General features: G+C 57.7%; 30 protein-coding genes, 2 tRNA genes and 2 pseudogenes. 12 read left to right on the top strand and 22 right to left on the bottom strand.

Annotated features, from left to right (window positions below):
- The 5 genes from AACY02_RS20690 to AACY02_RS20670 are packed head-to-tail and all read left to right on the top strand — an operon-like array spanning position 1 to position 3,818.
- Positions 1 to 708, top strand: coding sequence for a hypothetical protein (locus tag AACY02_RS20690; RefSeq protein WP_339433561.1), 708 nt, complete (start codon positions 1 to 3; stop codon positions 706 to 708).
- The gene (locus AACY02_RS20685) at positions 705 to 1,628 is read left to right on the top strand and encodes a hypothetical protein (protein ID WP_339433560.1); all 924 of its coding nucleotides are present in this window, start codon (positions 705 to 707) and stop codon (positions 1,626 to 1,628) included. The genes AACY02_RS20690 and AACY02_RS20685 overlap by 4 nt, the downstream gene beginning before the upstream one ends.
- On the top strand, positions 1,625 to 2,167 hold the full coding sequence (locus AACY02_RS20680; protein ID WP_339433559.1) for a baseplate complex protein: 543 nt from the start codon (positions 1,625 to 1,627) through the stop codon (positions 2,165 to 2,167). Before AACY02_RS20685 ends, AACY02_RS20680 begins: the two co-directional genes overlap by 4 nt.
- Positions 2,164 to 2,856, top strand: a complete 693-nt coding sequence (locus AACY02_RS20675) for a hypothetical protein (protein WP_339433558.1) — start codon at positions 2,164 to 2,166, stop codon at positions 2,854 to 2,856. Before AACY02_RS20680 ends, AACY02_RS20675 begins: the two co-directional genes overlap by 4 nt.
- Entirely contained in the window at positions 2,841 to 3,818 is a 978-nt protein-coding gene (locus tag AACY02_RS20670; RefSeq protein WP_339433557.1) for a hypothetical protein, read from the top strand. Before AACY02_RS20675 ends, AACY02_RS20670 begins: the two co-directional genes overlap by 16 nt.
- A 1,015-nt stretch (positions 3,819 to 4,833) precedes the next feature.
- Here AACY02_RS20670 and AACY02_RS20665 read toward each other — a convergent pair.
- From AACY02_RS20665 to AACY02_RS20610, 13 genes and pseudogenes are all read right to left on the bottom strand, one after another.
- On the bottom strand, positions 4,834 to 5,082 hold the full coding sequence (locus tag AACY02_RS20665) for a hypothetical protein (protein WP_339433556.1): 249 nt from the start codon (positions 5,080 to 5,082) through the stop codon (positions 4,834 to 4,836).
- A pseudogene (locus AACY02_RS26095) lies at positions 5,083 to 5,379 on the bottom strand (DUF2335 domain-containing protein); the annotation flags it as partial.
- Positions 5,285 to 5,512, bottom strand: coding sequence for a hypothetical protein (locus AACY02_RS20660; protein ID WP_339433555.1), 228 nt, complete (start codon positions 5,510 to 5,512; stop codon positions 5,285 to 5,287). The pseudogene AACY02_RS26095 and the gene AACY02_RS20660, both read right to left, overlap by 95 nt.
- 690 nt (positions 5,513 to 6,202) lie before the next feature.
- Positions 6,203 to 6,562 carry a hypothetical protein gene (locus AACY02_RS20655; RefSeq protein ID WP_339433554.1) on the bottom strand — a complete coding sequence of 120 codons (360 nt, stop codon included), beginning with the start codon at positions 6,560 to 6,562 and terminating at the stop codon, positions 6,203 to 6,205.
- A gap of 580 nt (positions 6,563 to 7,142) precedes the next feature.
- A complete protein-coding gene (locus AACY02_RS20650) occupies positions 7,143 to 7,598 on the bottom strand; it encodes a hypothetical protein (protein ID WP_339433553.1) in 456 nt (151 codons plus the stop codon).
- Complete coding sequence (locus AACY02_RS20645) at positions 7,595 to 8,101, bottom strand: hypothetical protein (protein ID WP_339433552.1); 507 nt, start codon at positions 8,099 to 8,101, stop codon at positions 7,595 to 7,597. The genes AACY02_RS20650 and AACY02_RS20645 overlap by 4 nt, the downstream gene beginning before the upstream one ends.
- 136 nt (positions 8,102 to 8,237) lie before the next feature.
- Positions 8,238 to 8,313 (bottom strand) — tRNA-Thr (locus AACY02_RS20640).
- A 75-nt stretch (positions 8,314 to 8,388) separates the two neighbouring features.
- Positions 8,389 to 9,225, bottom strand: coding sequence for an FkbM family methyltransferase (locus AACY02_RS20635; protein ID WP_339433551.1), 837 nt, complete (start codon positions 9,223 to 9,225; stop codon positions 8,389 to 8,391).
- 346 nt (positions 9,226 to 9,571) lie between these two features.
- Positions 9,572 to 10,807: a methyltransferase gene (locus AACY02_RS20630; protein ID WP_339433550.1), complete on the bottom strand. Its 1,236-nt coding sequence runs from the start codon at positions 10,805 to 10,807 to the stop codon at positions 9,572 to 9,574.
- Positions 10,788 to 11,477 carry an ABC transporter permease gene (locus AACY02_RS20625; protein ID WP_339433549.1) on the bottom strand — a complete coding sequence of 230 codons (690 nt, stop codon included), beginning with the start codon at positions 11,475 to 11,477 and terminating at the stop codon, positions 10,788 to 10,790. The genes AACY02_RS20630 and AACY02_RS20625 overlap by 20 nt, the downstream gene beginning before the upstream one ends.
- The gene (locus AACY02_RS20620) at positions 11,474 to 12,169 is read right to left on the bottom strand and encodes an ABC transporter permease (protein WP_221733169.1); all 696 of its coding nucleotides are present in this window, start codon (positions 12,167 to 12,169) and stop codon (positions 11,474 to 11,476) included. The genes AACY02_RS20625 and AACY02_RS20620 overlap by 4 nt, the downstream gene beginning before the upstream one ends.
- 78 nt (positions 12,170 to 12,247) lie before the next feature.
- On the bottom strand, positions 12,248 to 12,994 hold the full coding sequence (locus AACY02_RS20615) for an ABC transporter substrate-binding protein (RefSeq protein WP_339433548.1): 747 nt from the start codon (positions 12,992 to 12,994) through the stop codon (positions 12,248 to 12,250).
- Positions 12,995 to 13,007: 13 nt separating this feature from the next.
- A complete protein-coding gene (locus AACY02_RS20610; protein WP_221733167.1) occupies positions 13,008 to 13,781 on the bottom strand; it encodes an ABC transporter ATP-binding protein in 774 nt (257 codons plus the stop codon).
- A 554-nt stretch (positions 13,782 to 14,335) separates the two neighbouring features.
- On the opposite strand from AACY02_RS20610, the gene gabP reads away from it, so the two are divergent.
- Positions 14,336 to 15,727, top strand: coding sequence for a GABA permease (gene gabP / locus AACY02_RS20605; RefSeq protein ID WP_339433547.1), 1,392 nt, complete (start codon positions 14,336 to 14,338; stop codon positions 15,725 to 15,727).
- 339 nt (positions 15,728 to 16,066) lie between these two features.
- Positions 16,067 to 16,393, top strand: a complete 327-nt coding sequence (locus tag AACY02_RS20600) for a hypothetical protein (RefSeq protein WP_339433546.1) — start codon at positions 16,067 to 16,069, stop codon at positions 16,391 to 16,393.
- An 84-nt stretch (positions 16,394 to 16,477) separates the two neighbouring features.
- On the opposite strand, the gene AACY02_RS20595 is transcribed toward AACY02_RS20600, so the two are convergent.
- The 3 genes and pseudogenes from AACY02_RS20595 to AACY02_RS20585 all read right to left on the bottom strand — a co-directional run.
- Positions 16,478 to 16,936, bottom strand: a complete 459-nt coding sequence (locus AACY02_RS20595) for a hypothetical protein (RefSeq protein ID WP_339433545.1) — start codon at positions 16,934 to 16,936, stop codon at positions 16,478 to 16,480.
- Between the two features lie 6 nt (positions 16,937 to 16,942).
- The gene (locus tag AACY02_RS20590; RefSeq protein ID WP_339433544.1) at positions 16,943 to 17,356 is read right to left on the bottom strand and encodes a hypothetical protein; all 414 of its coding nucleotides are present in this window, start codon (positions 17,354 to 17,356) and stop codon (positions 16,943 to 16,945) included.
- Between the two features lie 28 nt (positions 17,357 to 17,384).
- Positions 17,385 to 17,591: pseudogene (locus AACY02_RS20585) on the bottom strand (alpha/beta hydrolase); the annotation flags it as partial.
- A 92-nt stretch (positions 17,592 to 17,683) separates the two neighbouring features.
- On the opposite strand from AACY02_RS20585, the gene AACY02_RS20580 reads away from it, so the two are divergent.
- A complete protein-coding gene (locus AACY02_RS20580) occupies positions 17,684 to 17,965 on the top strand; it encodes a YceK/YidQ family lipoprotein (protein WP_260456031.1) in 282 nt (93 codons plus the stop codon).
- A gap of 13 nt (positions 17,966 to 17,978) precedes the next feature.
- On the opposite strand, the gene AACY02_RS20575 is transcribed toward AACY02_RS20580, so the two are convergent.
- From AACY02_RS20575 to AACY02_RS20550, 6 genes are all read right to left on the bottom strand, one after another.
- Positions 17,979 to 18,323, bottom strand: a complete 345-nt coding sequence (locus AACY02_RS20575; RefSeq protein WP_339433543.1) for a hypothetical protein — start codon at positions 18,321 to 18,323, stop codon at positions 17,979 to 17,981.
- 124 nt (positions 18,324 to 18,447) lie between these two features.
- Positions 18,448 to 18,523, bottom strand: a tRNA-Phe gene (locus AACY02_RS20570).
- A 103-nt stretch (positions 18,524 to 18,626) separates the two neighbouring features.
- The gene (locus tag AACY02_RS20565; protein ID WP_339433542.1) at positions 18,627 to 18,899 is read right to left on the bottom strand and encodes an oxidative damage protection protein; all 273 of its coding nucleotides are present in this window, start codon (positions 18,897 to 18,899) and stop codon (positions 18,627 to 18,629) included.
- Entirely contained in the window at positions 18,896 to 19,963 is a 1,068-nt protein-coding gene (gene mutY, locus AACY02_RS20560; protein WP_339433541.1) for an A/G-specific adenine glycosylase, read from the bottom strand. The genes AACY02_RS20565 and mutY overlap by 4 nt, the downstream gene beginning before the upstream one ends.
- Positions 19,960 to 22,185: an AsmA family protein gene (locus tag AACY02_RS20555; protein WP_339433540.1), complete on the bottom strand. Its 2,226-nt coding sequence runs from the start codon at positions 22,183 to 22,185 to the stop codon at positions 19,960 to 19,962. Before AACY02_RS20555 ends, mutY begins: the two co-directional genes overlap by 4 nt.
- Positions 22,186 to 22,263: 78 nt before the next feature.
- Positions 22,264 to 22,668 carry an acetyl-CoA sensor PanZ family protein gene (locus tag AACY02_RS20550; RefSeq protein WP_339433539.1) on the bottom strand — a complete coding sequence of 135 codons (405 nt, stop codon included), beginning with the start codon at positions 22,666 to 22,668 and terminating at the stop codon, positions 22,264 to 22,266.
- A 233-nt stretch (positions 22,669 to 22,901) separates the two neighbouring features.
- Here AACY02_RS20550 and AACY02_RS20545 point away from each other — a divergent pair, with 233 nt between their 5' ends.
- From AACY02_RS20545 to AACY02_RS20530, 4 genes are all read left to right on the top strand, one after another.
- On the top strand, positions 22,902 to 24,566 hold the full coding sequence (locus AACY02_RS20545; protein ID WP_339433538.1) for an OFA family MFS transporter: 1,665 nt from the start codon (positions 22,902 to 22,904) through the stop codon (positions 24,564 to 24,566).
- 284 nt (positions 24,567 to 24,850) lie between these two features.
- Positions 24,851 to 25,444 carry an imidazoleglycerol-phosphate dehydratase HisB gene (gene hisB / locus AACY02_RS20540; RefSeq protein WP_016772125.1) on the top strand — a complete coding sequence of 198 codons (594 nt, stop codon included), beginning with the start codon at positions 24,851 to 24,853 and terminating at the stop codon, positions 25,442 to 25,444.
- On the top strand, positions 25,444 to 26,082 hold the full coding sequence (gene hisH / locus AACY02_RS20535) for an imidazole glycerol phosphate synthase subunit HisH (protein WP_025110934.1): 639 nt from the start codon (positions 25,444 to 25,446) through the stop codon (positions 26,080 to 26,082). Before hisB ends, hisH begins: the two co-directional genes overlap by 1 nt.
- Entirely contained in the window at positions 26,083 to 26,343 is a 261-nt protein-coding gene (locus AACY02_RS20530; RefSeq protein ID WP_339433537.1) for a DUF2164 domain-containing protein, read from the top strand.
- Positions 26,344 to 26,370 lie beyond the last annotated feature (27 nt).

Here is a 26,370-nt window from a genome sequence, read left to right as displayed (position 1 = left end):
ATGACTGACAAACTCGTTTATCAGACCGACCATCTGGGTATGTTTATTGGCACCGTTGAGGCAGACGAATCGCCTCTTGAACCAGGTGTGTACCTGATCCCCGGCGGTTGCGTGGAAACACCACCACCTGTTGCCCTCGAACATCAGGCCGCATGCTGGAACGGCGAGAATTGGCAACTGGTGGACTACTTGGGCGGCGTGGTGGTTTACAGCACGGTGTCCGGCGAGCCCCGCACCTTGGAAGGATTTGAGCGGATACCGTCCGGATACACCATGAAAAAGCCCGGGCCGAATCAGGTCTGGAAAAACGGCGCTTGGGTCGATGACATCGACGCAGTGTTGACTGCACTACAGGGTCAAAAACTGCTGATGATCGAAGCGGACTACACGGCTTTTATCGCCGGTGGATTCAACTCCAAGGCTTTGGGTGAGGTACACCGCTATAGCAGTGCCATCGATGACCAGGTGGATCTCAATGGCCAGGTGCTGCTGGGAATGGATGGCGTTTATCCGTGTTATGACGACCAACATGTAAAGGCGTTCCGACCGCACACCATCGCCCAGTTGCAGCGTGTCAGTCAGGACCTGGTGCGTTTCAAGCAGGGTGCCCAGCAGCACGCGGACAGCTTGCGTGAAACCTTGGACAAAGCTCGGCAAAGCAAAGACCTCAAGATGATGAAAGCCGTCACCTGGAAGCTTTCGGCATGACCTGGTCACCGGTGACCATGCGCTGGCCAGAACAAGCCACGCAATGGATGGAAGGACTGAGCGCGGCTCAGGATCTGGCCGGCGGCGAGCTGGCCAGCACTGCGTTACGTCTGGCAAGCCTCAACGGCATGACCAGCACGAACCCTGGTCCAGTCGGTGACGCGGCGAAAGACGCGATCGCCGCCGGCCGTGCAGCGATGGCGGGGCAGTTGGGTGAAGCGCCTGCTTGCCTGGTGGTGACACCGTTCCAGAGTGGCATTGGTCAGGGACGCGGCAATCAGCGTTTTCTGTCTGCGCCGAATCTGCTGCAGCAACTGGCAGGCAAATTGATCGACGCTACCGACACTGGTCGGCCGACCGGACCGCAGTACGCGCTGTCACTGATGTTCCTCGGCACCAACTACGCCCAGTTGGCCGCCACGCTGTCGCGCTTCAATGCGCTGCTTCCGATCCCGGACCTGGTGCGCACCGAGCGTCGGGCCGGACATCTATCGACGCTGGAGACAGACAAGTGGGTTATCCCCGGTTCTGGCCCGCTGCCGCGTTGGCAATCGCTGCCGCTTGAGCGCTGCACGTTGGTCAAAGCCGCGAAGCAATCGATGTCCGGCCAACTGGCGGTGCTTGAGAGCTACGCGGCGGACAGTTCGCCGATGGCCGATCTGGCAGCGCTGGCCACACGCAAAGCGGCGCAGCAGCAGGGCCGGGATCAACAGCTGAATGACCTCAAGGCGCTGTTGGCCGGAGGTTCGGCCGACACCAGCATGCGCGCGCGGCTGATCGGCCCGGGCGATGTCAATGAACTGCGTCGCTCGCTGCTCGAGGGCGAAGCACCAGGTCATGAGTGGGTGCTGTCCGCCGGCGTGCTGCTGGTGGGGTCGCTGGAAGGCTTGAGCTTCGTGCGGGAGCTGGTCGGCCTATGACGCTATTACTCGACGGCGAGCAGGTCCTGGGCAAACGGATGAAGATCACCGCCAACCTGCGCATCGAAGCCGATGACATGTCTGGCCAAACCAGCAACACCGAGACTGCCCACAAGGGCTTCAAGCCTAAAACCCTAGCGGTGTCGCTGATGATCCCCTTCGTTGATGCGGTGCAGATGCGCACGATCATGCGTCTGGCCGAGGCCACTGCCGGCGGTGGCCAGCTCAAGATGTACCGGATCGTCAACGATACCGCCGCCGCGTTCGGCATTCGTGAGGTGCAGTTTTCGGACGGCGTCAGCGCCCGGGAAGACGACACGCTGGCCGCTTGGCTGGTCCAGTTCACACTTTCGGAAAAAGCTTCGAACCCTGAGAAGGTAGAACAGCGACGGGCAGCAAACGGCGTCAGCGCGCAATCAGCACCCGGCCAGGCGGTTGGTGGAACGAACGCCGAAGGCAAGTCTGGGGAAGGTCAGGAATTGAGCGGCTTTGAGAAAACCCTCAAGAAGCTGGATGACTACCTGGCGCCCAAAACATGAAGCTGCATAAGGTTTTGACGATCGCCGGCCAGGTCTACCCGCTGATCAAGGACGAAGTGCGCCTGGACATCAAGAGCCCTGGCCGTGCGACGTTCACGGTGCAGGCCGGTGAATCGTTGAAAGGTCTGGTGACGTTGGATATCGGCTACAACGAGCGCACGCTGCAGCGTCACTTCCTTGGCTACGTCGAGCGGTCGACCGCCGCCAACAGCACCCAGCAGCTGGTGGCTTGCCGCGAGTTGTCCTCGATCCTGGCTAACCCGTTGCCGCTGAATCTGCGTCACGTCGACCTGCAGGCGGTGCTGGCCGAGATCAGCGATAAAACCGGGCTGGGCTTTCGGGTTCCGGACAAGGCTTATGCCAAGGTCAAAGCGCCGTATTTCTACAGCCTGGCGGCGGGTTATTTGGCGATGGACAGTCTGGCCAACGTCTTCAACATCCCCGACTTCATCTGGCAGCAGCAGGGCGACGGCGAAGTGTTCGTGGGCAGTTGGACCGACAGCTTCTTCGGTACCCGCACCGCGCTGCAACTGCCGATGGAACTGTTCGACGGCTACCAGGGCAATCAAAGCGCGGTGATCGCGCCCCTTCCTGGGCTTCGACCAGGTGCAACCATCAACCAAGGCGAACGAATCACCAGTGTGACCCTCGCCGGCAATCAAATGGCGATCAAATGGACGACGCAATAAAGCGCAGCGTAGCGCGCCAATTTCCTGAATTAAGCGGCGGATACCACCTGCCGCGCTTTGGCCGCGTGGTCGCGGTACCGGATGCGCCGGCGGCGCCCGGGCTGTGTGACGACTTCCGGCCGCGCTTTGGCGTCGACGTCGAAGTGCTGCTGGCCGATGGCGAGCCTGATCCGGATCTGCCGATTCTCGAAGGCCTGCCATTGCCGGCGCCGATGGGCGGGCAAGAAGCGGGGATGTTTGGCTTTCCGGAGGAGGGCACAACGGTCGTGATCTGTTTCGCCTATGGCCTGCCGCACAAGCCGTTCATCACGCAGATCCTGCCGCACGGTCTGAGCCTGCCCCGGGTGCCGAAGGGCGACCAGGTGTGGCAGCACAGCGAGGCATGCCAGCAGCGCGTCGACGCCGATGGCAATTGGCTGCGCCAGACTGACGGCAAGATCCGGGACAAGGCGATCGAGCGCGAGGTCGAAGCCTTGGACAACACCGAGGCCTTCCAAAATCACACCAGGACGGTTGACGACCATTCGACCGAGACCGTGGGTGGCATCAAGAAGATTGAGGCGCTGGGCGCACTCAAGTTGCTGTCTGGTGGATCTGCAAGTCTGGCGGCGGTCGATGATTTGAACCAGGCTACTGGGCGAGATCTGAACCTAGTCGTGGGTCAGAAGCACAACGCCACGGTGGGTGGCGACATGCAGGAGCGGATCGAGGGGCTTCGTAAAAGCGTGGCTGGCGTCAGTCAGCGTTTGCAGGCGCCGAAAAACTGGATCGGATCTGAAAGCGTGAACTTGTTTCAGGTGGTATGCGACATCCTTGATCTGCTGCAGCAGATGAACACTCAATTGGCTGGGCATACGCATGTCCCCGGACCAACGCCCAGTCCGACCGATGCGGCGGCTTTCACAACGAAGGCCGCTCAAGCTTTGGCGCTAGCGGCCAAGCTGAAGCCTATTACGTTGTAGAACGGGTTGGTTAGGTTAGCGAACACAATGGTTACAATAGCGAAACTGTGTGTGAAAGTTGCCCTGTGATTCCTCTAGGACTTTCATGGCCAATAAAACTTACATGTTTTTATATTGAAAGCTGCACCGGGCGATGCAAGCGCTCAGAGGTGTGTGACCGTTCGTCGGAGAGTCGGTTTTTTTTCTAGCCTAACTTAGTCCACTATTAACGGTATACCGTAGATACACCCTAATCGAAAAACCCTTTAAATTACTGGCGAATTCGCGTGAGCGACTGATCGCCGGATGACAAAAACGCCGAAGGCCCACGCGGGGGTGGGCCTTCGGGAGAGAATTTAGGGTGGATTCGTTTCCGAAATGCTGTGATAGGATTCTCCTACCTGCTCACAACCTACACCCTTGCGTCGTCAGAAGCTCAAAGGTTATGGCTTAGTGATCCAATCGTCAACAACGTACTGTTAGCTAATTCGCTAACTTGTTCGTAAGTTTATTCGCTAATAGAAATGTTAGTGCAAAAAACGTTGGGGATTAGATTCGCTGAAGTGAGCAGGGAATTGTTCGCTGTCAATTTCGATGGCGAAAATCCCGCAACCTTTGGAGTAATCAATCATGAGTGGTTTTGTTCGAAAACTTTTTCCTGAGGAACTGATTCGTGCATTACAGGCTATTTATTGGGCGCTGTATTTGTATCGATATTTTCATCAGATTTGATTGTTGTGAAAACAGGGGCCATTGGCCCCTGTTTTTTTGTGTTCGGTTTTTCGGCCACTCAAATACAGGCCAATTTATTCCCGCGACACCACTAAGACTGTGCATAAGCACAGCCATCAATAAATTCAATTCTACTCAATACAAATCCAGTCACGGCCATCCCTGCCAGCGTTGCATCAAACAAAGGCGATAGCAGATCCGGATCCAGCGGCCTTCCCACATCAGCTCGAGCAAAATTGGCAGCCCTACCTAGCTCACTGCAACAGGACAAAAAAAAGCCCGCTATCTGCGGGCTATTGGAAGGTTATTTCTTTTTTGCCGATGGTTTGGTTTCTTCATCTTCAGTGGGCGTGCGCTTTCGGCGTCCCGTGATGAATGCAGCGATAATGCCGCCGAAACCAACGGTTCCGAGTGCGCTTGCAGCTATCTCGTGGCCATTCAGTGCCAGATAGACAACGGCGAAGATTACTGACAAAGCGATGATGAGGGCAAAGAACTGTCCCATCAGAATCTCGACGACGTACCAGGTCGACATTTTTTCATCGATCGCCATGGCCCTACTCTCGATTCCTTGTCTATGACCGGTTTGGCTAGTCGTCCAATGGACGATCTCCTTAGCCAAACCGGGCACCACGGAATCATATTCACTGAGTAGGGATGGTGGAGGCAGAGGCCCCTGAAACGCGGTTGTTACTACGCTACTGCGCTTCTGCTGCTCGCGTTCGACAGTACCTGACCTAGGCTCATCTCGAGGGTCAAGCTTGTTGGGCGCAACGTTCTTTGGCTTCTGCGACACGCTGGCTACCTTGCTCGGCTGCTTTATAGAAGTCACGACCAATTGCCTGCACATCGCTTTGCAGCGCTTCGAAGTCGGTACGGGCTAACTCGGATCCATAACCACGGTAGTGGCTATAACCTTGTGCTGGGCATAGCACCAAAACGGATCCGATGCCAGAGAGTATGTTCTTGAGCATACGATTCACATTCTTAGTCCAATGTCGTAAAAAGGCGCGCGTATTCTACAGGTTTGCCTGCAATCGCGCAATAAATAAGACGGCTTTGCATCATTGTGGTTCCTTCCGTAACAACCTGAGTTGACAAGCGCGTCAACCCAAGAATGGCATGTGGGTGTACAGCTGTATAGTGTGGTTATACACATACTGTATAGATAAACAGTATTCCACCAAAAATCAAGTCCGCCATGTGTTCCTGATCTTCCCAAGCCATCCTCTCGGGGCCTCTGCAGTGAAAAGTAGCAGAGGTTGTAGATAAAGACCCTGCAGAAGAAAAAACGTGCCGAAAAAGCACTTATCCCCCTCCCGCCAACGGGCCTTGTGTCCTTTTTTTGTGCAAATGCGAATGTAGTGCAAACGACGCTGCAGCCTAGGCGGGCCGCGGGGCTCTGCAGGCGATCGGCAATCTCACAAAGTGCAAAGTTTTGAAAGGAAATGCAGTGCGGTTGCACAGCTACGGAAAGACTGGGCACGGAAGGCATAACGCTGGAGTGCCCGGTTTCATTGGGCGAAAAATTTTAAAACGTCGGTTTGAGTTTGTTTTGCACAACGCGCACGTTCTTTTTCTGGCGGGGATTGGTTGTGTACGGGGGGAGGCTGAATTTCCTACAAGCCAAGCGCGGCAGGGCTTGTAGGCAGAACGCAGAATTTCTGAGGCTTTCACGCCTCGTTAGCGTCAACCATTCGAAGGTGAGGTGGGTTGTTCATGTTCTGAAGGCGCGTGAATTCCTTGGTCACGATCGGGATCAGCACGCGGTTCAAAGCATCGCGCAGCCTCGTAGCCTGGTCTTCGTTCAGCTTCTTCACTGTCCCGGTCTGTCCGCTGGCACAGCACACATTGTCGGGATGAATGCCCAGGTCATCCATCGTGCCGTCAATGTAGCCGCGTAGATATTCACCGCGTTGAAACAGGATCGAGCTTTCGGGTGCTTCCTGATAGTCCCAATGCACCTCCCAAGCTGCGCCCCGCTTGATTATTTCGATGACGGGTAATGCTGCGTGGGATGCTGTCTTAATCATGTTCATTTTTCTCGATCAGTGCGCGCAGGGGAGCATTTTGGAGGATAGCTTGGAGATGCCTGATTAAAGTTTATTTAGGTTGACCCTTAAAACCCTGTCAGATCATGGATAACTGTCAGCCATACCTCTGGAGGCCCCGTATCTACTGGGTTTTAGCTCTGACACTGGGCATGGATGTTTCTGTCAGTTCTTCCATCTGAAATATAAAGTCCTTATAAATCAATGGTTTGGGAATATAGAATCTGACACTGCTGTTCTGTCAGGTTTTGACAGGTCGCTGACATAGTTCTGACACTGATCAAATGCGTTGAGAGACTTCAATTACAAGGGTTAGACAGTAGTTAGAATAGTAATCTGACAAAACTGACAGGCTTTTGAGGGGTCAACCCTAATTTTTTATCCGGTTCGCATTTGGGGGGCGTTGTCACATGCGTATATACCGTAGCGGCTCTAAAAATTCGGCCTATCCCACCGCGATGGTGCCCCTAATCACGAGTTCGGGACTCACCCCATACCTACCAAAACGCGCAGCGATAAGAATTTCTGCGGAGCATTGCTGATATCGCGGAGTTAGCACGTCCTAAAAAAGCCGTTGTTGAGTAACACTACTTAAACCTAGCAATCCCCCCTGATAGGCCGGTTCCGGTGGAGGCAATACTCCTGTGCCACCGATCTCTATGAGCATTGGGCTGAGGGCTCGATTCTGAAAAATAGTGTGATTTTTTCCCCAATGAATATTGATGAAGCGACGGGGCGCTACTTCTGGAGGCTGCGGAGCAGGGTTCGGTGTGATGGTTGTGGAGCCAACGGCCGTGTATACGAAAATCCAATCACCTGGTTGAACCCAGCCTTGCCCAAACCACAGCATGTGATCCTTCACTGGGACTGTGCCGCCTTCTGGCGTTGGTAACGTCAGAATTAAGCAGTACTCCGCGAGATTGCAGGGCTTGTGGACGTAGATAGCTATGCGCTCATTGTTGGGGATTCCATGATTCTGAACATCCACTATCTGAAGAGTATCGATATGTTTGGTCATGAGTTGTTCCCCTTGCTCGGCCAGAAGTTAACCGCGAGAAGCGCTAGGCCAAACACTGCCAATGGTAGCCACAAAATTGAGCTGGCTTTGTAGAGGTCCAGTGCGAAGGAAAAGGCGATAGGGCTGCAGAAGATCAAGAACTTTTCGAACCGAGAACGAACCGATGAGGCGCGCACCCTTTCTTCCAGCGTCACATTCCTCAACTTTTGCTCAACTAAATCTGCGTTGGCTTTGTCCAGTTGAGTTTGGATAGCTGCAACCTGTTTCCGAGCTTGCTCTTTGTCGTGCTGGGCATCACTGATGATGGCGGCAATAACTGGGCCTAGTTGGTCTCCACCGTAATGATGGGGACTACCTTCGATTAATCGAATGACCGTGCGTGGAAGAAGTTCGCCTTCCAAGGGAGGGGGGGTGGGAAGGATATCGTCCGGCGCACCAGGTTGCTGGTCCCCTGCTACACCGGTGTCATTTTGTCCAGGATCAGGTACGGTCGATAAATCCATCATCGTTCCCCTCGAGAGGTACCCAGCTGTACCGCCAACATAAAGGCTGGCTTGACGTTTATACGTCTTGTTACGTGGCTTGTTACGTGTACCGCAAAAAACAAAGGCCTGCATCGCTGCAAGCCTTTGATTTATATGGTGCCGGCACCAGGAGTCGAACCCGGGACCTACTGATTACAAGTCAGTTGCTCTACCAACTGAGCTATACCGGCGTGTGGGCGACGATTATAGCGACTGGGAAGATCCTGTAAACCCCTGAATTCAGACTATTTTTGCATTCGCTCGAATCAAGCCCTGCGCAGCACATTTCGCAGCGTTTGCACCGCCTTCACTGTGCGGCTGTTTTGCAGGGCCGACAGTTGTGCTTCGGCCTGTTCGGCGCGTTGCAGAGCGTTGGCCAGTTGTTGGGCGGTGTCGAGTTCGCTGGCGCTGATCGGGTGTGCGAAGGCGTGGCCTTTGCACAGTTGGAAGTTGTCGAGGTTGCACGGCGGGATGTCGAAGGCGGGTTTGAGCTTGAGGTATTCGTCGGCGAGGAACCAGGTGTTGAGGCCGTCGAACAGGATCGCTTGATAACCGGCGTCGGTGACCAGCGGTTCCCAGGTGTGGTCGCGTTGCCATGGGGTTTCGATGACGATGATCCAAGGTCGCAAGCGCGTGAAGTCCATGCCGCGCAGGACGCTCTCTTCGTGGCCTTCGACGTCGATTTTCAGAAAGTGGATTGGCCGGTCGGCGGCATATTGCTCGCAGATCGATGTGAGGGTGCGCGACTTTACGGTGAGGTTGCGCACGTCCATGCCCTGATCTTTGTATTGCTGGGCGATCGCCGGGTCGGCGGTGGACAGGCCGGTGTCGGGGATGGCGTAGAAGGTCATTTCGCCGGGCTGATCGCTGGCGATGCATTGCACATTGAGGTCGCGCGGACGCTGCTGGCAGAGGGCGTCGTAGTAGTTCTGCATCGGTTCGACGTTCACGCCTTGCCAGCCGTGATCGTAGAAGGCTTTGGTGACCGAGTCGTGATTCGGGTCGTTGGCACCGACATCGATATAGAAGCCCTGTTCGACTTGCTTGAGAGCACGCCACAAGCGGACGTCTTCGAAATTCTGTGCATAAGAAATGAACGTCACGGTCGCTTCCTGTCGGTTTGATTTGTGCTTGTCGGGACGCGTGCTGGCGGCACGTTGTGGCCTTGTATAGCAAGGCTGACAGGACGCCGCAATGATTCGCGGCTAACGGGGGAATTTCGGCGGTTATGTCGTTTTGATTGGCGGCTTATGCACAACTGGCTGGCCTGAAACCGTGCTTAGGCGGATTTTTGTGGACGCGTTCTCATTTTGTTCGCAAATCCCTGTTTTATCGGTTTTTTATTAATGTGAACAAAAAATGACCAGGGTGGTTAATGCCCCGAAACAGCCGTAATTATTGGATCCGAACGAAATTCATCAACAGAGTTATCCACAGGGCGGCGATGAATTATTCGCGTTCGGCCAATAGCAGCAGGTTCCGAGGGGTGAGGGGTGTTTCGCAGAAACTGCCAAGGCGTACGGCGTAGCCCTGTTCGACGAGGAAGAGTGCCCGATCCAGAGTCAGCCATAGCTCCAGCGGTCGTCGGAATAATCCGCGCAACAACTCCAGGTTGCGAACTTCGGCCAACCGCTGCCAACCGGCAGCTTCCAGTGCCGACCAATCTGGCGTACCGACTGTGGATAACTGTTTGAGAGCGGCTAGATCGCGACAGTAATCGGCGAACGGTTTATCCAGCCAGGCACTGGGTAGCGAAGGTGTCGGCCAATATTCGTCGAGGCCGCGCAATTGCCGTTGCAGCAGGTCGAACGCCAGTCGTCGGGCCATGGAGGTGTCGCGCTGACGTCGCACTCGCGCGCCGGCCGTGACGGTTTCGCTCATTGGCAGGGCCAGATCTTCCTGCGACAGCTGTAGAGCGGATTTCAAACCGGCGCAGGACAATGCCTGATAGGTGGCGCGATTGATCCGGTTGTAACAGCACGGGGCGATGGCCAGTTGTTTGCAGCCGCTGGCGGAGGCGAGTTGCATCAGGCGCACATGCAGATCGCCGCAGGCGTGTAAGGCGACCGGTGTGTGTTGGGCGTTCAACACAGTCGCTGCATCTGCCGCCAACACATCCTGCTCGACATGCAAGGCATGCAGACGATGGCGCTGGCTCAGCGCCTGACCGCTGGCAACCAACGCCGGATCGTACTCAACACACGTCAGTTGTTGCCCTTCACACAACAGGCGTCGACCCAAGTGCCCCTTGCCGGAACACCAGTCGAGCCAATGCGTCGGTTGCGAGGCAAAAGACAGACGACTGGCAAACGCTTCAATCTGCAGCCACTTGCGCCCCGGCACATCGACATTCAAGCGATGCACGGCAGTCGCCAGCCTATGGGTCGGTAACTCGCCGACCGTGCTCAGGTCTGCCGATAACGCCGCCAGTGAGGCAAAAGGCTCTGGCGCATCGAGCAGATCAGCAGGGGCGTGATGGGCGTTTTCTGCTTCTTCCAGAGACCTTGCCCGTAGCCATAAAGCCATCTGCGGGTAGGACGCTTCCCAGGCCAGCGAAAGATGCGTGAAAGGTCGAGGTTTCCACAGCGCTTGATGCGTTGTGAGAAACGTATCCAGCGCCGTGAAGCGGGCGAGCAGGTCCTCGCCCGTCAGCACGTGGGAAGTGTCAGCGCCCTTGGCAGGCATCGACGCGCAGCCAGCGCTCCAGCAGCTTGAAGCCGCGCACCAGCACGTAGGACATCAGCAAATAGAACACGCCCGCGGCGAAGAAGATCTCCACCGGCAGGTAGGTACGGGCAATGATCGTGCGGGCCATACCGGTCAATTCCAGCAGGGTCACGGTGCTGGCCAGGGCGCTGGCCTTGAGCATCAGAATCACTTCGTTGCTGTAGGCCGGCAGGCCAATGCGCGCTGCGCGGGGGAGGATGATGTAGAACATCGCCTTGGGTTTGGACATGCCCAAGGCCCGCGCCGCTTCGATTTCGCCCGGTGGAATCGCCTGAATCGCGCCGCGCAGGATCTCGGCGATGTACGCGGCGGTGTGCAGGGTCATGGTGGCGGTGGCGCACCAGAACGGATCGCGCAGGTACGGCCACATCGGGCTGTTACGGACGGCGTCGAACTGCGCCAGCCCGTAGTAGACCAGGAACAACTGAACCAGCAACGGTGTGCCACGGAAAAAGAAAATGTAGGCGTAGGGCAACGCGCGCACGTACCACCGCTTCGAAGAGCGGGCGATGCCCAGCGGAATGGCCAGCAGCAGACCGGCGATCACGGCGATGGCCACCAGTTCCAGGGTCAGGGTCGCGCCCTGCGCCAGTTTCGGCAGCCATTTGATGATGACTTCCCAGTTCATTGGGTGCTCCTCGCGAAGCCGCGAGCGGCGCGTTTTTCCAGCAAGTGCATGCCGGTCATTGCCAGCACGGTCAGGCCCAGATACATGAGCGCGGCGACCATATAGAAGGTGAAGGGCTGTTTGGATACGGTCACACCGATCTGCGCGTGACGCATGATTTCTTCCAGGCCGATCACTGACACCAAAGCGGTGTCTTTCATCAGGATCATGAACAGGTTGCCCAGGCCCGGCAGGGCGATGCGCCACATCTGCGGCATGATCAGCCGGGTGAAGATCCGCCATTTCGACAGGCCCAGGGCCACGCCGGCCTCACGGTGACCTTTGGGAATGGCGAGGATCGCGCCACGAAACACTTCCGTGGCGTAGGCGCCGAAACACAGGCCCAGCGCAATCACACCGGCGGCGAAGGCACTGAGTTCCAGGTCGGGATTGCCGAAGAACTCACCGAGGGCGCGCATCAGGTTGACCGTACCGAAGTAGATCAATAGCACCCAGAGCAATTCCGGGACACCACGCACCAGCGTTGAATAAAAGCCGCCAAGCCATTGCAGCGGCTTGTACGGGGAAGTCTTGGCCAAGGCGCCGAGCAGACCGAGCACCAGCCCGAGGCACAGGGCCGAGAGTGCCAGTTTGACGGTCATCAGCGCGCCAGCGGCGAGCGCCGGGCCGAATCCGTAGAGGTCGATAATCATGGATTTCTGTTCAAATCGCGGCAGGCAGGGCCGGGAGCCGACGCCGTCGGATCACGGCGTCAGTCCGGCAGGTCAGGATCAGTAGATGCTGAACGGGAAGTACTTGTCGTTGATCTTCTTGTAGGTACCGTCAGCGACGATTTCCTTCAACGCAGCGTTCAGCTTCTCGCGGATCGGGTCGCCTTTACGCACAGCGATACCGATCTTGTCGCTTTCTTCCACCGGGTCGCCTTTGAATTCGTAGGCTTTGCCGGCTTCGCTTTTCAGCCATTCGTAGTTGACGTATTTGTCAGCGAGGATGCCGTCCAGACGACCGGACGTCAGGTCCAGGTAGGCGTTTTCCTGGGTGTCGTAAAGTTTCAGTTCGACGTCCGGCATGTTGTCTTCCATGAAGGTGCCGGCCAGGGTCGCGCGTTGGGCGCCGATCACTTTGCCTTTCAGAGAGTCTTTGTCGGTCTTGAACTCTTTGTCTTTCGGCGCGATGAATTGCAGTTTGTTGGAGTAGTACGGGTCGGTGAAGTCCACCGCGCCTTTGCGCTCGTCGGTGATCGACATCGAGGAGATCAGGAAGTCGAACTTCTTGGCGTTCAGGGCCGGGATGATGCCGTCCCAGTCGGACGTGACCACGGTGCACTCGACTTTCATCTTCGCGCACAGGGCGTCGCCGATGTCTTTGTCGAAGCCGACCACGTTGCCGCTGGCGTCTTTGTTGTTGAACGGCGGGTAAGCCGCTTCGATGCCCATCTTCAGGGTTTCAGCCATGGCACCGGCGCTGAATGCGAGGGTGACGGCCGCAGCCAGGAAGACCTTTTTATAGTTCTGCATGCATGTTGCTCCGTTAGCGGTTGCTGGACATGAATTGTTTGCAGCGCGCCGAAAGCGGGTTTTCGAACACCTGCTGTGGCGATCCTTGCTCTTCCACCAGGCCCTGGTGAAGGAACACCACTTCGCTGGAGACCTGACGGGCGAAGCCCATTTCGTGGGTCACGAGCAGCATGGTGCGGCCTTCTTCGGCCAATGCGCGGATGACACTAAGTACTTCCTGAACCATTTCCGGGTCAAGGGCGGAGGTGGGCTCGTCGAACAGGATCACCTTGGGCTGCATCGCCAGCGTGCGGGCGATGGCCGCGCGTTGTTGCTGACCGCCGGACAATTGCGCCGGGTAGGCGTGGCGCTTGTCGGCGATGCCGACCTTGGCCAGCAGCGCTTCGGCGACTTCGATTGCCTCGGCTTTGCTCTGGCCGAGTACGCGGCGCGGGGCTTCGATGATGTTGTCGAGCACGCTCATGTGCGGCCACAGATTAAAGTTTTGAAACACAAAACCAATCTCTGAGCGCAGGCGGTTGATCTGCTTGCCGTCAGCGGCAACCAGTTCGCCATTCTTGGCGGCCTTGAGCTTGAGTTCTTCTCCGGCCACCAGAATCTGGCCCTGATGCGGGTTTTCCAGAAGATTGATGCAACGCAGGAACGTGGACTTGCCGGAACCGGAGGAACCGAGGATCGAGATCACATCGCCGTCGCGGGCGGTCAGCGAGATGCCTTTAAGCACCTCAAGCTTTCCGTAGCGTTTGTGCAAGTTACGGATTTCAAGCGCGGGCGTGGCCTCAGCCATGTGCGTTCCTCATATATGTTGCGCTCCTGCTGTTGGTTGGCCTTCCTGGCGAGGCGGCCAAGCTAGCATAGCGTTTCAATGGCAGCCAACAGCGCTACGAGCGGTAAACGGATGGCGTGTGGCAGGTTGTCGCATTGGCGCAGCAGACTGTCGCCCCATCAACAACCGAACGGGTGTTTAAACGTGGATTCCCGTGGGTGTCGCGTAAAAAAAGGCGCGATGTTGCCAGCTTTGGCGGGGTGTTGGAAGCGCTATCCGGCCGAACGTTCCTGATTCGCCCTTTTATTGTGCATCCCACACTTTTTAAGTGTGTTTTTGGTGCGCTGATTCGTCTTGAAAGTGAGTCGCAGGGTAACGTTCTGGCGAATTGCCATTGTTCTCAATGACTTGCGATGACCGTCCGGTCGCGCGCAAAGCCGCGGCAGCAAAGAGGTTGAAACATTTTGGCGCAAATATTGCGTGCAGAATAAGGAACGCCCTGTTGGATTCTTTTTACGAGAAAGAACAAACCAGACAGGCCGGACGCAATCGCTTTCCTCGCAAAGGTAGTTTCAATGAGCAGTACCCCAAGCTCCAACGGCCTCGAACAGGGGCTCAAACCGCGTCATGTGACCATGTTGTCGATCGCCGGTGTGATCGGCGCCGGTCTGTTCGTTGGCTCCGGCCACGCTATCGCCGCCGCCGGCCCCGCTGTGCTCTTGGCCTATGCCGCCGCCGGCACCCTTGTGGTGCTGGTGATGCGTATGCTCGGTGAAATGGCGGTTGCATCGCCGGACACCGGCTCGTTCTCGACGTACGCCGACCGTGCCATCGGGCACTGGGCCGGTTTCACCATCGGCTGGTTGTACTGGTGGTTCTGGGTGCTGGTGATTCCTCTGGAAGCCAACGCCGCCGCGACCATCCTGCACGCGTGGTTCCCAAGTGTGGGGATCTGGGCATTTGCACTGGTCATCACGCTGCTGTTGACCGTCACCAATCTGTTCAGCGTGAAGAATTACGGCGAGTTCGAATTCTGGTTCGCCCTGATCAAAGTGCTGGCGATCATCGGCTTCATCGCCCTCGGTCTCGCGGCGATCTTTGGCTACCTGCCAAACAGCCAGGTCAGTGGCGTTTCGCACCTGTTCGACAGCGGTGGCTTCCTGCCTAACGGCATGGGCGCGGTGCTGGGCGCGATCCTGACCACCATGTTCTCGTTCATGGGTACCGAAATCGTGACCATCGCGGCCGCGGAATCGAAGAACCCGGGCAAACAAATCTCCAAGGCCACCAACTCGGTGATCTGGCGGATCGGCCTGTTCTACCTCGTATCGATCTTCATCGTTGTGGCTTTGGTGCCATGGAACGATCCGACCCTGGCCAACCTCGGTTCCTACCAGACTGTGCTTGAGCGCATGGGCATCCCGAACGCGAAAATGATCGTCGACATCGTGGTGCTGGTCGCTGTCACCAGTTGCCTGAACTCGGCCCTCTACACGTCGTCGCGCATGTTGTTCTCACTGGGCAAACGCGGTGATGCGCCCGCCATGTCGACTCGGGTCAACAAAAGCGGTACGCCTTACTGGGCGGTGATGCTGTCGACCGGTGCGGCGTTCCTGTGCACCTTCGCCAACTATGTGGCGCCGGCGGCCGTGTTCGAGTTCCTGCTGGCCAGCTCCGGCGCGATCGCACTGCTGGTGTACCTGGTGATCGCGTTCTCGCAACTGCGTATGCGCAAGCAGCGCATGGCTCGCGGCGAGAAAATCGTCTTCAGCATGTGGCTCTTCCCGGGCCTGACCTACGCGGTGATCATCTTCATCGTCGCGGCTTTGACCATCATGCTGTTCCAGGAAGCCCACCGCGTGGAAATCCTTGCGACCGGCCTGCTGAGCCTGCTGGTGGTGGCTACCGGTTTGCTGGTGGCGCGTCGGCGTCGTCACGAGAAGTTGAGCGCAGCCGTGGCTCGCTGAGTGTTCTGACTCCACGCCAAACGTTGCTCGCCCACAGAGACGACCGCCATCAGAGATGATCGCGGTCGTTTTTACTTGGCAATTTGATGGACACAGTGGTGGCTAAATAGTAGCCTGCGCGACGAATATGTATCTCGCTGTTGCGGGATGCGATGGAGTTTCAGGACATGGATTGTTCGACGCCCTCAGCCTTTCTGGCTAAAGCTTTCGATTCTTCCTTGTCTGCTCCCTCATCTGACGCTACGTACAGATGCGATTTTGCGTGCTTGCCGTTAAAAAGAGCTGCATGGAGTTAGCCCGGCCGTTCAGCCAACTCATTGGGGCTTCAAGGAGATAAGCATGGCGTTTACATCGGTTGTGTTCAAAAACCCTAACACCGGTGCCATGAAAGAAGCGCCAATCGGCTTCTCGTGGACCGTGTTTTTCTTTGGTTTTTTTCCGCCATTGTTCCGTGGTGATATCAAGTGGGCTGCGATCATGTTTCTCGCGGCGAGCTTCACTCTGGGCTTGAGCAATATCGTGTTCATGTTCATCTACAACAAGCTGTACGTGCAGGACTTGATCGCTGCAGGCTACAAGGCTCAATCCATCGCCAAGGGTGAACTGGATTACGCCGCAGCCAAGCTGGGCATTGAAATCCCGCGCCTGAGCGTTGCCGCAGCCTAAGGTTCAACGCTTCGATCAGGCAAAAAAACGGGCGCAATCATGACTGATTGCGCCCGTTTTTTTTTTGCCTGAGATTTCAGCGTTTCAGACTGACTCGTCTTTGGCTTCGGCGGTATCGAGCGACTTGCCGTAAGTGTCCAGCGCAATCCCGAAGTCCGTGATGAACTGCGGTTCGGTCAGCCAGGCCTGGGCTGTCTCGATGTCCATGCCATCGGCCCACATGCGGTAGTCGATCAACATGTCGGCGGCCAGATGGGTGGCGGCCATGCCTTCGTTTTCGGCGTTCTCCATGTCCAGCAGGTCGGGGTGGTCGACGATGATGAACGCCAGTTCTCTGAGCAGCGTCAGCAGCATCTCGTTACGGCTGACCGCTTCGGCGTCGCGCATTTTGCTGAACATCGCCAGGGTGTATTCCGGGATCGGCTCGGCGAGGTGGCCGAGGTCGTCGTCCTGCTCCAGCGGCTTGCGGCCAACCATACGGATTTGCTTGGCTTTGGCCTTGGCGCGTTTGGCGCGTTTTTGTTGCTTGTTCAGGGATGCCATGGGAACTCAGTTCTTCTGTTGGGTTTGTGCGGCGATTGCGTCGGACGCCGCCACATAGTCGGCCTGGAAGGCCGGCGATTCAATCCACGCCAGCGCGCCGGCTTCGTCGGTGTCCTGCGACCACTGGCGATACTCGATCAGCGCGGCGAGGATGAAGTCCATCGCGCCTTCTTCGCCTTCCTGCTCGTAGACCAGTTCCAGCAGCGGGTCTTCGAGGAACGCGGCGCACAGGGCTTGCTGGCTGATCTTCTCGGCGTCGATCATTTTCTTGAACAGCTCGGTCAGGTCCACTGATTCGAAATCAATGCGGTCATCGTTCGGATCCAGTTCGACCGGCGCCTCGGCGCGTTTGGTGCGGTTCTGCTTGGCCTTGGTCTTGGCCCGGGCGGCGCGTTTTTGCTGCTTGTTGGCGGAGGCCATGATGTGTTCCATCGTGCGTTGGAGGGGCTCAGCTGCGCGGCAGGTGCCGTCCGGGTGTGTCGGGGGCCAGTTCGCCGGTATGCAGCCAGGTCAGAGCGATGGGCCATAGTGTGGCTTGGTATGCGCTGCGAAAAAAGGCGAAATGTCCGACTTGTTGTTCGCCGATGTCCTGCGGCTCGATGCGCAAGTGTGTTTTTGGCGCGTTGCTGAAGTAGTCGAGCAGACGTTCGATGGCACGCAACCGTGCCGTAGCGATAATCCATTCGCATGGAATGGACGCAGGTACAATCCCGCGCCTCATGTTTTGTGACGTAAGGGAGCGCTGGTTTGAAAGGGATTTTGCGTATTGGCTCAGTAGCCAGTCTGGTTTTGATGTTGGCCGGTTGTGGAACGATGATCGGGCGATTGAACGGTGACTCTGCAGAGCCTTACTACAAAGGCGTCGATGGCAACTTGCACTTGCTTGGCGTGAGAGGAGGGGACGGCATGCCACATGCTGTCATCTGCTACTTCATGATCGTCTGCCCGCTGATTACAGTCGTATCTCTGCCGGTAGACGCTGCTTTGGACACGGTCTTGCTGCCGGTCGATTACGTCAACACTCTTTGAATGCGACCTGTGCTTAGCGTTGGCGCTTGCCTTTGGGTTTTTCCACAGGCTCCTGCACTTTGCGATAAACCCACAGCCCGAACACCCCGATAACCAGCAGAAATACAGTACCGATGCTTTGCCAAACGAACTCGAACCAAAACCGCCGAGGTTGCAGGGCCAGGGTGTAGGTGCTGCGCGGGCCGCGATTGTTGGTGGTGATGGAGCCAGTGACCCAGCTGTCGATCAGCATGTAGATCGATGCGCCGATGGCGAAAGCAATCATCACGGCAACGAACACTGTCAGCCAGTAAGTTGCGCGGCTTGGGCGATACGGCGGCGGATGTGGCAGGGGTATGCGGGTTCGTTTCTGGTTCATCGACGGGGCGACCCTCTTCCGTAAGGGGGGGCAAGTTATCGCGAATCCAGAGGTCGATAACAGTCCTCATCAAATCGCAGGCATAAAAAAACCCTGAATCTTGCGATTCAGGGTTTTCGGTATTTGGTGCCCAGAGACGGAATCGAACCGCCGACACGGGGATTTTCAATCCCCTGCTCTACCGACTGAGCTATCTGGGCAACGGGGCGCATTAAAAGGGTTTTTCGGATTCTCGTCAACGACTTTTTTAAAATTTCTTAAATTAATTCCGTTGCTTACGACCCGCCCCCCGATTTTGCGGGGTTACTCGGCTGGCGGAACGTAGCCTTCGGCTTGGGCGTATTCCTCGCCGGAGAAGTACTTGTCCATTTCGCCCTGAAGATATTTGCGGTCTTCGGCGTTCATCATGTTCAGGCGTTTTTCGTTGATCAGCAGGGTTTGGTGTTTTTGCCAGTCGTCCCAGGCCTTGGCCGAGACGTGGTCAAAAATATCCTGACCTTTGGCGCCCGGGAACGGAGGGCGCTCCTGAGCGGGTAATTCTTTTTTGTACTTGCGGCACATTACGGTGCGGGTCATGGCGACTCTCCTGTATTCAATACGGCGGCCGCGCGTTCGAGCAAGGTTTTGACCGGGGCGGCGAGGCCCAGGCGCGGCGGGGTGGCGAGGTTATACCAGAGCCAGTCGGCCTCGGCCACGTGATGGCTGGCCTCCTGCACCTGAACCAGCCAGGGTTCGATGGATAACTGGAAGTGGCTGAACGTGTGGACAAGATCGGGCAATGCTTGTTGCTCGCCCAGCGCCAGTGAGTGTTGATCGGCCAGATGTTGCAGGTCGTCGAGGTTATCGAGTTCCGGCAGGCTCCACAAACCGCCCCACAAGCCTGTGGACGGGCGGCGATAAAGCAGAATCGCACCGTCGCCATTGGCGAGCATCGGCATCAGCGTGCGTTTCTGCGGGATGGATTTGCGTGGCTTGGGAATCGGGTAGCGAGTTTCCAGACCCAGCATGTGCGCCTCGCAGCCACGTTCCAGCGGGCACAGCAGGCAACTCGGCTTGCTGCGCGTGCATAGCGTCGCACCGAGATCCATCATCGCCTGAGTGTAGGCGTTGACCCGATCGTGCGGCGTAAAGCGCTCTGCGTTGGCCCACAGCTGTTTGGCGACCTTCGGCTCGCCCGGATAACCCTCTTGCGCGGTAAAACGCGCCAGCACGCGTTTGACGTTGCCGTCGAGGATCGGCGCGCGCAGGCCCATGCTGATGCTGGCGATGGCGCCAGCCGTGGACAGACCGATGCCCGGCAAATCCGTGAGCTTTTCGACATCACGCGGAAACTCGCCACCGTACTGGCTGACGACGATTTTTGCGGTCTTCTGCAAATTGCGCGCGCGGGTGTAGTAACCCAGGCCCGTCCACAGGTGCAGCACTTCGTCTTCCGGCGCTTCGGCCAGGGCTTCGACGGTCGGCAGCGCGGCCATGAAACGGTCGAAGTAATTGAGCACGGTGCTGACCTGCGTCTGCTGCAGCATGATCTCCGACACCCACACCCGATACGGGTTGATGTCTTGCTGCCAGGGCAGATCGTGGCGGCCGTGGCGGTCGAACCAATCCAGCACCGCCGTGGAAAACTGCTCCGCTTTCATCGCTTGAACAGCCCCTTCAATGCGTTTTTCAATTCCGGACTGACCTTGTCGCCCAGTTTCTCTTCGATTTTTTCGCTGAGCTTGTCGCCGGCCAGTTTGGTCGCGACCTGGCCGAGTCGTTCGTTGTCGATGCGACAAGCCTTGGCGCCCAGTTCCAGAGGGCCACGGCAGCGCAGCGGCCACTCGATACCGACGAATTTGTCACCCACCTGACAGGCCGGGTCGGGCATAGCGCTGGTGTCGCCCTCGACGATGATGCCAACGCGATAATCCATGCCCAGCACGCGCAGGTCGATGTCGCCGTCGCCGTTGACGGTCAAGCCGGGGATGCGCACTTTCAGGTCGGGGTTGCTGGCGATGCCGTTGCGCAACGTCAGGTTGCCTTTGAGTTCCTGGAACGGTGTGTCCTTGCCCCTTGGCTCGCCGCTGAGGGTTTTGCGGTTGAGGGTGGCGATGCCTTTGCACAGTTGCTGTTCAAGGTTGGCGTTGAGCAGCACGCCGTTGTTGATCACGAAACTGGCGTTGCCGTTGAGTGAGTCAATCAGTGCCTGCTGGCTGTTGCCGCTGCCAGTGACGTTGCTGTTGAGGGTTACCAGACCTTTGACCGGCGGGTTCTTGCCTTGGCTCTCAAGGATTTTTTCCACCGGCACACGGTTGATTTTGGTCTGCATGTTCAGCACGGGTGCGCTCGGACGGACGTCGAGTGTGCCTTTGGCTTCGAAAGTGCCGTTGTACAGTTCGCCGCTCAGATTGGTCAGGGTCAGCAGGCCACCCTGGCCGTTGGCCTTGAGCGAAGCGTTCTGGATGGGCAGTTTGTCGAGCGTCAGTTGGCCGAAGGTCAGGTCGGCATCCACGTCGAGCTTGGCCAGACGTTCCACCGGCAGCAGGCGCTCGGTGCTCCAGGCGCTTTTGCTCGGTTTGTCCGGCAGTGGCGTCGTGCCGGCGCCGGCCACGGCATTGGCTTCGGTACTGGCGACTTCAGCCTGACGCACTTGCGTGGCGCTTGTGGCCTGAGCCGATTTCGGCGGCAGGTAGCGGTCAACGTTGAAGGTGTCAGCCTTGAGCGTCGCCCGCAGCGATTGCTTGGCAAAGTCGTCGACGGCGATTCGGCCGCTGAAGCTGCTGTCGTCGAGTTTCAGGTTGATGTTGTCGAACGCGACGCTGGTTGGCGTAGCGGACACGCGGCTGACCAGTTCGACCTTGCTCAGGCTGCCTTCAGCCATGGCTGGCAGGATCTGGCCGATGCTGTCGACGAATTTTGCTAGATCGAACTGGGCGATCGAGAGGCCGCCAGTGATCTGTGGGGTCTTGTCGAGGTTGTTGGCTTTCAGTTCGCCCAAGGCGCGCAACTGGTTGGCGGAGATTTTGATCCCGGTCCATTCGGCGACGTTTGCTGCTTTATCGAGCAACATCTGGCCCTGAGCGGAGAAGGTCATGGCTTTGCCTTGCAGCGGATCGCCGGTCAGTTCACCGGAGAGCTTCAAGTCTTCGAACTTGTAGCGTTGCAGCGCGCGCTCAATGCGCAGTTCACCATTGAGTTCGGTGCGTACCCGCAGCATTGGCTGATTGGTGCTGAGAAATGCGGTGGCCTTCAGCGGAATATTGGTCGAATCGTGCACCGCGCCGGTGCTCAACTGGATGCTTTCGGCGCTGAACTGCTTGCCGGTCTGCTCGTCGTTGTACTCAACGCGGGCGTTGTTGACGGTCAGACTGTCGATGTCGAGCCGGATCGGCTGCGGTGGTTTTTCCGCTTTGGCGGTTGTCTCGGCAGCGGGTTCGCTGGCAGGCGGCGGGCTGCCCGCCGGTGCGGCGGCTGTCGGCAGCTTGCCGATGTCTTCCCAGTTGCCGTGGCCGTTCTTGTCGCGGTTCAAGCGCAGGTTGAGGCCTTCGACGCGCACGTCGCTCATCTGCACTTCGCGGCGCAGCAGCGGCAGCACGCGCACGGACAGGCCGAGCATCTGCAGGTCAGCAAACGGTTCGGCAGGCTTGATCAGGGTCGCAACGCTGGCGTCGTGCAATTCCAGCCCGAGCCACGGGAACAGGCTCCAGCCGATATCGCCATTGAGCGTCAACTCGATGTGGGCCTTGTCGCGGGCTATCTGGCGGATCTCGTCTTTGTAGTCATTGGGATCAAAGAGGTGGGTCAGGGCAAAACCTGCCGCCACAATGATCAGCAACAGCCCGAGAAGTACCAGACCCAGGATTTTGCCGAACGCTTTCATGGGCGAGTCCTTGTAGTTAGTCGAATTCGTAATTTAGCCGGGGAGTATAGCGCCGCATCTGCCCGGTTCGGTGTGAAGCTATGTTGCCAGCACCTCCAGCGGCACAGGCAACGTGGCGGCGGTGGCCTGAGTTTGAAGATGTCCGGCGGGTGCCGGCAGGCGCAGTCCGGCCTCCGCTTGCGACGCCATTTTCTGCGCTTGGTTCACCCATCGTTCAGCGACGCCACGGCGTGGGGTAACTTTTCGCACGCACAAATGGAACAGATACCAGACGCTGCCGTGCCTTTGCAGGCGTCCCGTGCCGAGTAAGCGGTGATTGAAACGTCCGGCAATAAATGAACCCCCAGCCAAGGCGCTTTCGATCAGATGAACTCCTCCGGAAAACGGCGCAAACAGCGATTCGGGAACATCGCGGCAGGTTTTCTGCAAGTCCTGCTGATCCTGATAACGGACGTTTTCAAGGGTTTGAAGGATGACCGGCATGGCGTTATCGGCAAGAAATGCTTTGTGCAAGAGATCAGACAACTGAAAAAAGGTGATATCAGTTTGGTTTTTCTGTCATCTGCAAATGGTAACCTTCGCGCGTTCGTCCGTCCTTCTGCGACTTAACGTCGCGCCTTCAGGGAGCTTCACCTTAAAAAACGGTCGTGCCTGCGTGCATAAGGCCGAGGGTGAGCAGTGGCTGGCGAACCATTCTAATAATTGGGGGATACACAATGAGCACGAGCATAACGGCGGACGGCTTCAAAGCCGACCAGCCCGCGTTCCTGTCCAAGGAGCGCATCATCGCCAAGCCCGGTTTCAACCGCTGGCTGGTGCCACCGGCCGCCTTGGCCATCCACCTGTGCATCGGCATGGCCTACGGCTTTTCGGTGTTCTGGTTGCCGCTGTCCAAGGCGCTGGGCATTACCGCTCCGGTGGCTTGCGCGCCGGACATGAGCTTCATCGCACAAGTTTTTTCCTCGCAATGCGACTGGCCGATCTCGATGCTCGGCTGGATCTACACCCTGTTCTTCATCTTCCTCGGCTGCTCGGCAGCGATCTGGGGTGGCTGGCTTGAACACGCCGGGCCGCGCAAGGCGGGTGTTGTATCGGCGTTGTGCTGGTGCGGCGGTCTGCTGATTTCGGCGCTGGGTATCTATACCCACCAGATCTGGCTGATGTGGATCGGCTCCGGTGTGATCGGTGGTATCGGCCTGGGTCTGGGCTATATCTCGCCAGTGTCGACCCTGATCAAGTGGTTCCCGGACAAGCGCGGCATGGCGACTGGCATGGCGATCATGGGTTTCGGTGGTGGCGCGATGGTGGGTGCACCGTTGGCAACGGCACTGATGAGTCACTTCGCCTCGCCTGAAAGTGTCGGTGTGTGGCAAAGCTTTGCGGTCATGGCAGCGATCTACTTCGTGTTCATGATCGGTGGCGCCCTGGCCTACCGCGTACCGCCAACCGGCTGGAAGCCTGAAGGCTGGACCGCTCCGGCGAAAAAAGCCTCCAACTCGATGATCACCCACCGTCACGTACATGTGAATGTGGCGTGGAAAACCCCGCAATTCCGTTTGGTGTGGCTGGTGCTGTGCCTGAACGTGTCGGCCGGTATCGGCATTCTCGGCATGGCTTCGCCACTGCTGCAGGAAGTGTTCGGCGGCAAGTTGCTGGGTGTTGACGTGCCGTTTGGTCAACTGGACGCCGGGCAACTGGCTTCGATTGCCGCCATTGCTGCCGGTTTCACCGGTCTGCTGAGCCTGTTCAACATCGGCGGACGGTTCTTCTGGGCTTCGTTCTCGGACTACCTGGGTCGCAAGAACACTTACTTCGTGTTCTTCGCCCTCGGTTTTGCGCTGTACGCGCTGATCCCCAACCTCGGCCACCTGGGCAACGTTGCGCTGTTCGTGGCGGCGTTCTGCATCATTCTGTCGATGTACGGCGGTGGTTTCGCGACCGTCCCCGCGTATCTGGCCGACCTGTTCGGCACGCAAATGGTCGGTGCGATCCACGGTCGTCTGCTGACTGCCTGGGCTGCGGCCGGTGTACTCGGCCCGGTGCTGGTGAACTACCTGCGTGAGTATCAGTTGAGCATCGGCGTTGAACGCGCGGCCGCTTACGACATTACCCTGTACATCCTCGCAGGCCTGTTGGTCTTGGGCTTCCTGTGCAATCTGATGGTGCGCCCGGTGGCCGACAAGTACTTCATGTCCGACGCCGAACTGGCTGCCGAACAGGCGCTGGGTCACGACAAAGGTGCTGATGGGACCACCGTTCTGGAGTGGAAGGCCGCCCCGGGCAGCAAGCCGCTGGCGATTGCTGCGTGGCTGGCGGTAGGTATTCCGTTGGCGTGGGGTGTGTGGGTGACCCTGCAGAAGACAGCGGTACTGTTTCACTGAGTCAATGGCCTGAGATCTCTCAGGCCAGCACTTACTTCTGTGGGAGCGGGTTTGCTCGCGAAGGCGTTCTGTCCGTCGACATCAATGTCGGCTGATCCAGCGCTTTCGCGAGCAAGCCCGCTCCCACAGTTGTTTTGGGGTGCCTGTAATGGCTTGTATGGACATGTCTACCCGCGACAGCCGGGGGTTCTATCCGTCAGCCATATTGCGTCTCGTGTTTCTGTTTCGGCCCCGCGCCCCTATAATGGCTGCCTTTTTCGCCCAATGATTTTGCGGAGCTGGTGATGGCCGAACGTAAGGCGTCTGTCGAGCGCGACACTCTGGAAACCCAGATCAAAGCCTCGATCAACCTTGATGGCACCGGAAAGGCCCGATTTGATATCGGTGTTCCTTTTCTTGAGCACATGCTGGATCAGATCGCCCGTCACGGGTTGATCGACCTGGATATCGAATGCAAGGGCGATCTGCATATCGACGACCACCATACGGTGGAAGACGTCGGTATCACCCTCGGCCAGGCCTTCGCCAAAGCCATCGGCGACAAAAAAGGCATCCGTCGTTACGGCCATGCCTACGTGCCGCTCGATGAAGCGCTGTCGCGTGTGGTGATCGACTTCTCCGGCCGTCCAGGCTTGCAGATGCATGTGCCATACACCCGCGCCACCGTCGGCGGCTTCGACGTTGACCTGTTTCAGGAGTTCTTCCAGGGTTTCGTCAATCACGCATTGGTCAGTGTGCACATCGACAACCTGCGTGGCACCAACACTCACCACCAGATCGAAACCGTGTTCAAGGCTTTCGGCCGCGCGCTGCGCATGGCCGTCGAGCTGGATGAACGCATGGCCGGGCAGATGCCATCGACCAAAGGCGTTCTGTAATGCAGACGGTTGCAGTGATCGATTACGGCATGGGTAACCTGCACTCGGTGGCCAAGGCCCTTGAGCACGTCGGTGCCGGCAAAGTGCTGATCACCAGCGATGCGGATGTGATCCGCGAAGCCGACCGCGTGGTGTTCCCCGGCGTCGGCGCGATTCGCGATTGCATGGCGGAGATCCGTCGTCTGGGGTTCGACTCGCTGGTGCGTGAAGTCAGTCAGGATCGTCCGTTCCTCGGTATCTGTGTCGGCATGCAAGCCTTGCTCGACACCAGCGAAGAGAACGACGGCGTCGACTGCATCGGCCTGTTTCCGGGGGCGGTGAAGTTCTTCGGCAAAGACCTGCACGAAGACGGCGAACACCTGAAAGTCCCGCACATGGGCTGGAACGAAGTGAAGCAGAAGGTCAGCCACCCGCTGTGGCATGACATTCCGGACATGGCGCGTTTCTACTTCGTGCACAGCTACTACATCGCCGCCGCCAATGCGCGGCAGGTGGTCGGTGGCGGTCATTACGGCGTTGATTTCGCTGCGGCGCTGGCCGATGGCTCGCGTTTCGCTGTGCAGTTCCACCCGGAGAAGAGCCATACCCATGGCCTGCAATTGCTGCAGAACTTCGCCGCGTGGGATGGTCGCTGGTAAATGGCCGTCAAGAAATCCAGGCCGCCGATCCTGACCCTCACTCCCGAGCAGGAGAGCGAGGCCAGTCACAAGATCAAGCGGTTCATGGAGGATCGTTTCGAACTTGACCTCGGGTCATTCGAAGCGGCGGAGATTCTTGAGCTGTTTACCCGCGAAATCGCTCCGCATTATTACAACAGGGCGATTTTCGATGTGCAGACCCACCTCAAAGAGCGGTTTGAAAGCATCGAAAGCGACCTGTGGGCGCTCGAGAAAAACTGATTTCCGAGCCAAGCTGAACATTCAAAT

Origin of the sequence: Pseudomonas sp. EA_65y_Pfl2_P78, from assembly GCF_963970495.1 — a bacterium.
In the GTDB taxonomy this organism is placed as follows: domain Bacteria; phylum Pseudomonadota; class Gammaproteobacteria; order Pseudomonadales; family Pseudomonadaceae; genus Aquipseudomonas; species Aquipseudomonas baetica_A.
This window is presented reverse-complemented; position numbering and strand designations above follow the sequence as displayed.

What these genes read in the sequence shown, in the direction of transcription:
- AACY02_RS20655 (WP_339433554.1), bottom strand. Translation starts at nt 6,562, where the DNA reads ATGATTAAGACAGCATCCCACGCAGCATTACCCGTCATCGAAATAATC.
- AACY02_RS20550 (WP_339433539.1), bottom strand. Translation starts at nt 22,668, where the DNA reads ATGCCGGTCATCCTTCAAACCCTTGAAAACGTCCGTTATCAGGATCAG.
- AACY02_RS20675 (WP_339433558.1), top strand. Translation starts at nt 2,164, where the DNA reads ATGAAGCTGCATAAGGTTTTGACGATCGCCGGCCAGGTCTACCCGCTG.
- AACY02_RS20620 (WP_221733169.1), bottom strand. Translation starts at nt 12,169, where the DNA reads ATGATTATCGACCTCTACGGATTCGGCCCGGCGCTCGCCGCTGGCGCG.
- AACY02_RS20670 (WP_339433557.1), top strand. Translation starts at nt 2,841, where the DNA reads ATGGACGACGCAATAAAGCGCAGCGTAGCGCGCCAATTTCCTGAATTA.
- AACY02_RS20530 (WP_339433537.1), top strand. Translation starts at nt 26,083, where the DNA reads ATGGCCGTCAAGAAATCCAGGCCGCCGATCCTGACCCTCACTCCCGAG.
- AACY02_RS20565 (WP_339433542.1), bottom strand. Translation starts at nt 18,899, where the DNA reads ATGACCCGCACCGTAATGTGCCGCAAGTACAAAAAAGAATTACCCGCT.
- gabP (WP_339433547.1), top strand. Translation starts at nt 14,336, where the DNA reads ATGAGCAGTACCCCAAGCTCCAACGGCCTCGAACAGGGGCTCAAACCG.
- AACY02_RS20555 (WP_339433540.1), bottom strand. Translation starts at nt 22,185, where the DNA reads ATGAAAGCGTTCGGCAAAATCCTGGGTCTGGTACTTCTCGGGCTGTTG.
- AACY02_RS20685 (WP_339433560.1), top strand. Translation starts at nt 705, where the DNA reads ATGACCTGGTCACCGGTGACCATGCGCTGGCCAGAACAAGCCACGCAA.
- AACY02_RS20600 (WP_339433546.1), top strand. Translation starts at nt 16,067, where the DNA reads ATGGCGTTTACATCGGTTGTGTTCAAAAACCCTAACACCGGTGCCATG.
- AACY02_RS20630 (WP_339433550.1), bottom strand. Translation starts at nt 10,807, where the DNA reads ATGCCTGCCAAGGGCGCTGACACTTCCCACGTGCTGACGGGCGAGGAC.
- AACY02_RS20690 (WP_339433561.1), top strand. Translation starts at nt 1, where the DNA reads ATGACTGACAAACTCGTTTATCAGACCGACCATCTGGGTATGTTTATT.
- AACY02_RS20590 (WP_339433544.1), bottom strand. Translation starts at nt 17,356, where the DNA reads ATGGCCTCCGCCAACAAGCAGCAAAAACGCGCCGCCCGGGCCAAGACC.
- AACY02_RS20645 (WP_339433552.1), bottom strand. Translation starts at nt 8,101, where the DNA reads ATGGATTTATCGACCGTACCTGATCCTGGACAAAATGACACCGGTGTA.
- AACY02_RS20665 (WP_339433556.1), bottom strand. Translation starts at nt 5,082, where the DNA reads ATGGCGATCGATGAAAAAATGTCGACCTGGTACGTCGTCGAGATTCTG.
- AACY02_RS20650 (WP_339433553.1), bottom strand. Translation starts at nt 7,598, where the DNA reads ATGACCAAACATATCGATACTCTTCAGATAGTGGATGTTCAGAATCAT.
- hisB (WP_016772125.1), top strand. Translation starts at nt 24,851, where the DNA reads ATGGCCGAACGTAAGGCGTCTGTCGAGCGCGACACTCTGGAAACCCAG.
- AACY02_RS20575 (WP_339433543.1), bottom strand. Translation starts at nt 18,323, where the DNA reads ATGAACCAGAAACGAACCCGCATACCCCTGCCACATCCGCCGCCGTAT.
- mutY (WP_339433541.1), bottom strand. Translation starts at nt 19,963, where the DNA reads ATGAAAGCGGAGCAGTTTTCCACGGCGGTGCTGGATTGGTTCGACCGC.
- AACY02_RS20610 (WP_221733167.1), bottom strand. Translation starts at nt 13,781, where the DNA reads ATGGCTGAGGCCACGCCCGCGCTTGAAATCCGTAACTTGCACAAACGC.
- AACY02_RS20680 (WP_339433559.1), top strand. Translation starts at nt 1,625, where the DNA reads ATGACGCTATTACTCGACGGCGAGCAGGTCCTGGGCAAACGGATGAAG.
- AACY02_RS20625 (WP_339433549.1), bottom strand. Translation starts at nt 11,477, where the DNA reads ATGAACTGGGAAGTCATCATCAAATGGCTGCCGAAACTGGCGCAGGGC.
- AACY02_RS20545 (WP_339433538.1), top strand. Translation starts at nt 22,902, where the DNA reads ATGAGCACGAGCATAACGGCGGACGGCTTCAAAGCCGACCAGCCCGCG.
- AACY02_RS20615 (WP_339433548.1), bottom strand. Translation starts at nt 12,994, where the DNA reads ATGCAGAACTATAAAAAGGTCTTCCTGGCTGCGGCCGTCACCCTCGCA.
- hisH (WP_025110934.1), top strand. Translation starts at nt 25,444, where the DNA reads ATGCAGACGGTTGCAGTGATCGATTACGGCATGGGTAACCTGCACTCG.
- AACY02_RS20595 (WP_339433545.1), bottom strand. Translation starts at nt 16,936, where the DNA reads ATGGCATCCCTGAACAAGCAACAAAAACGCGCCAAACGCGCCAAGGCC.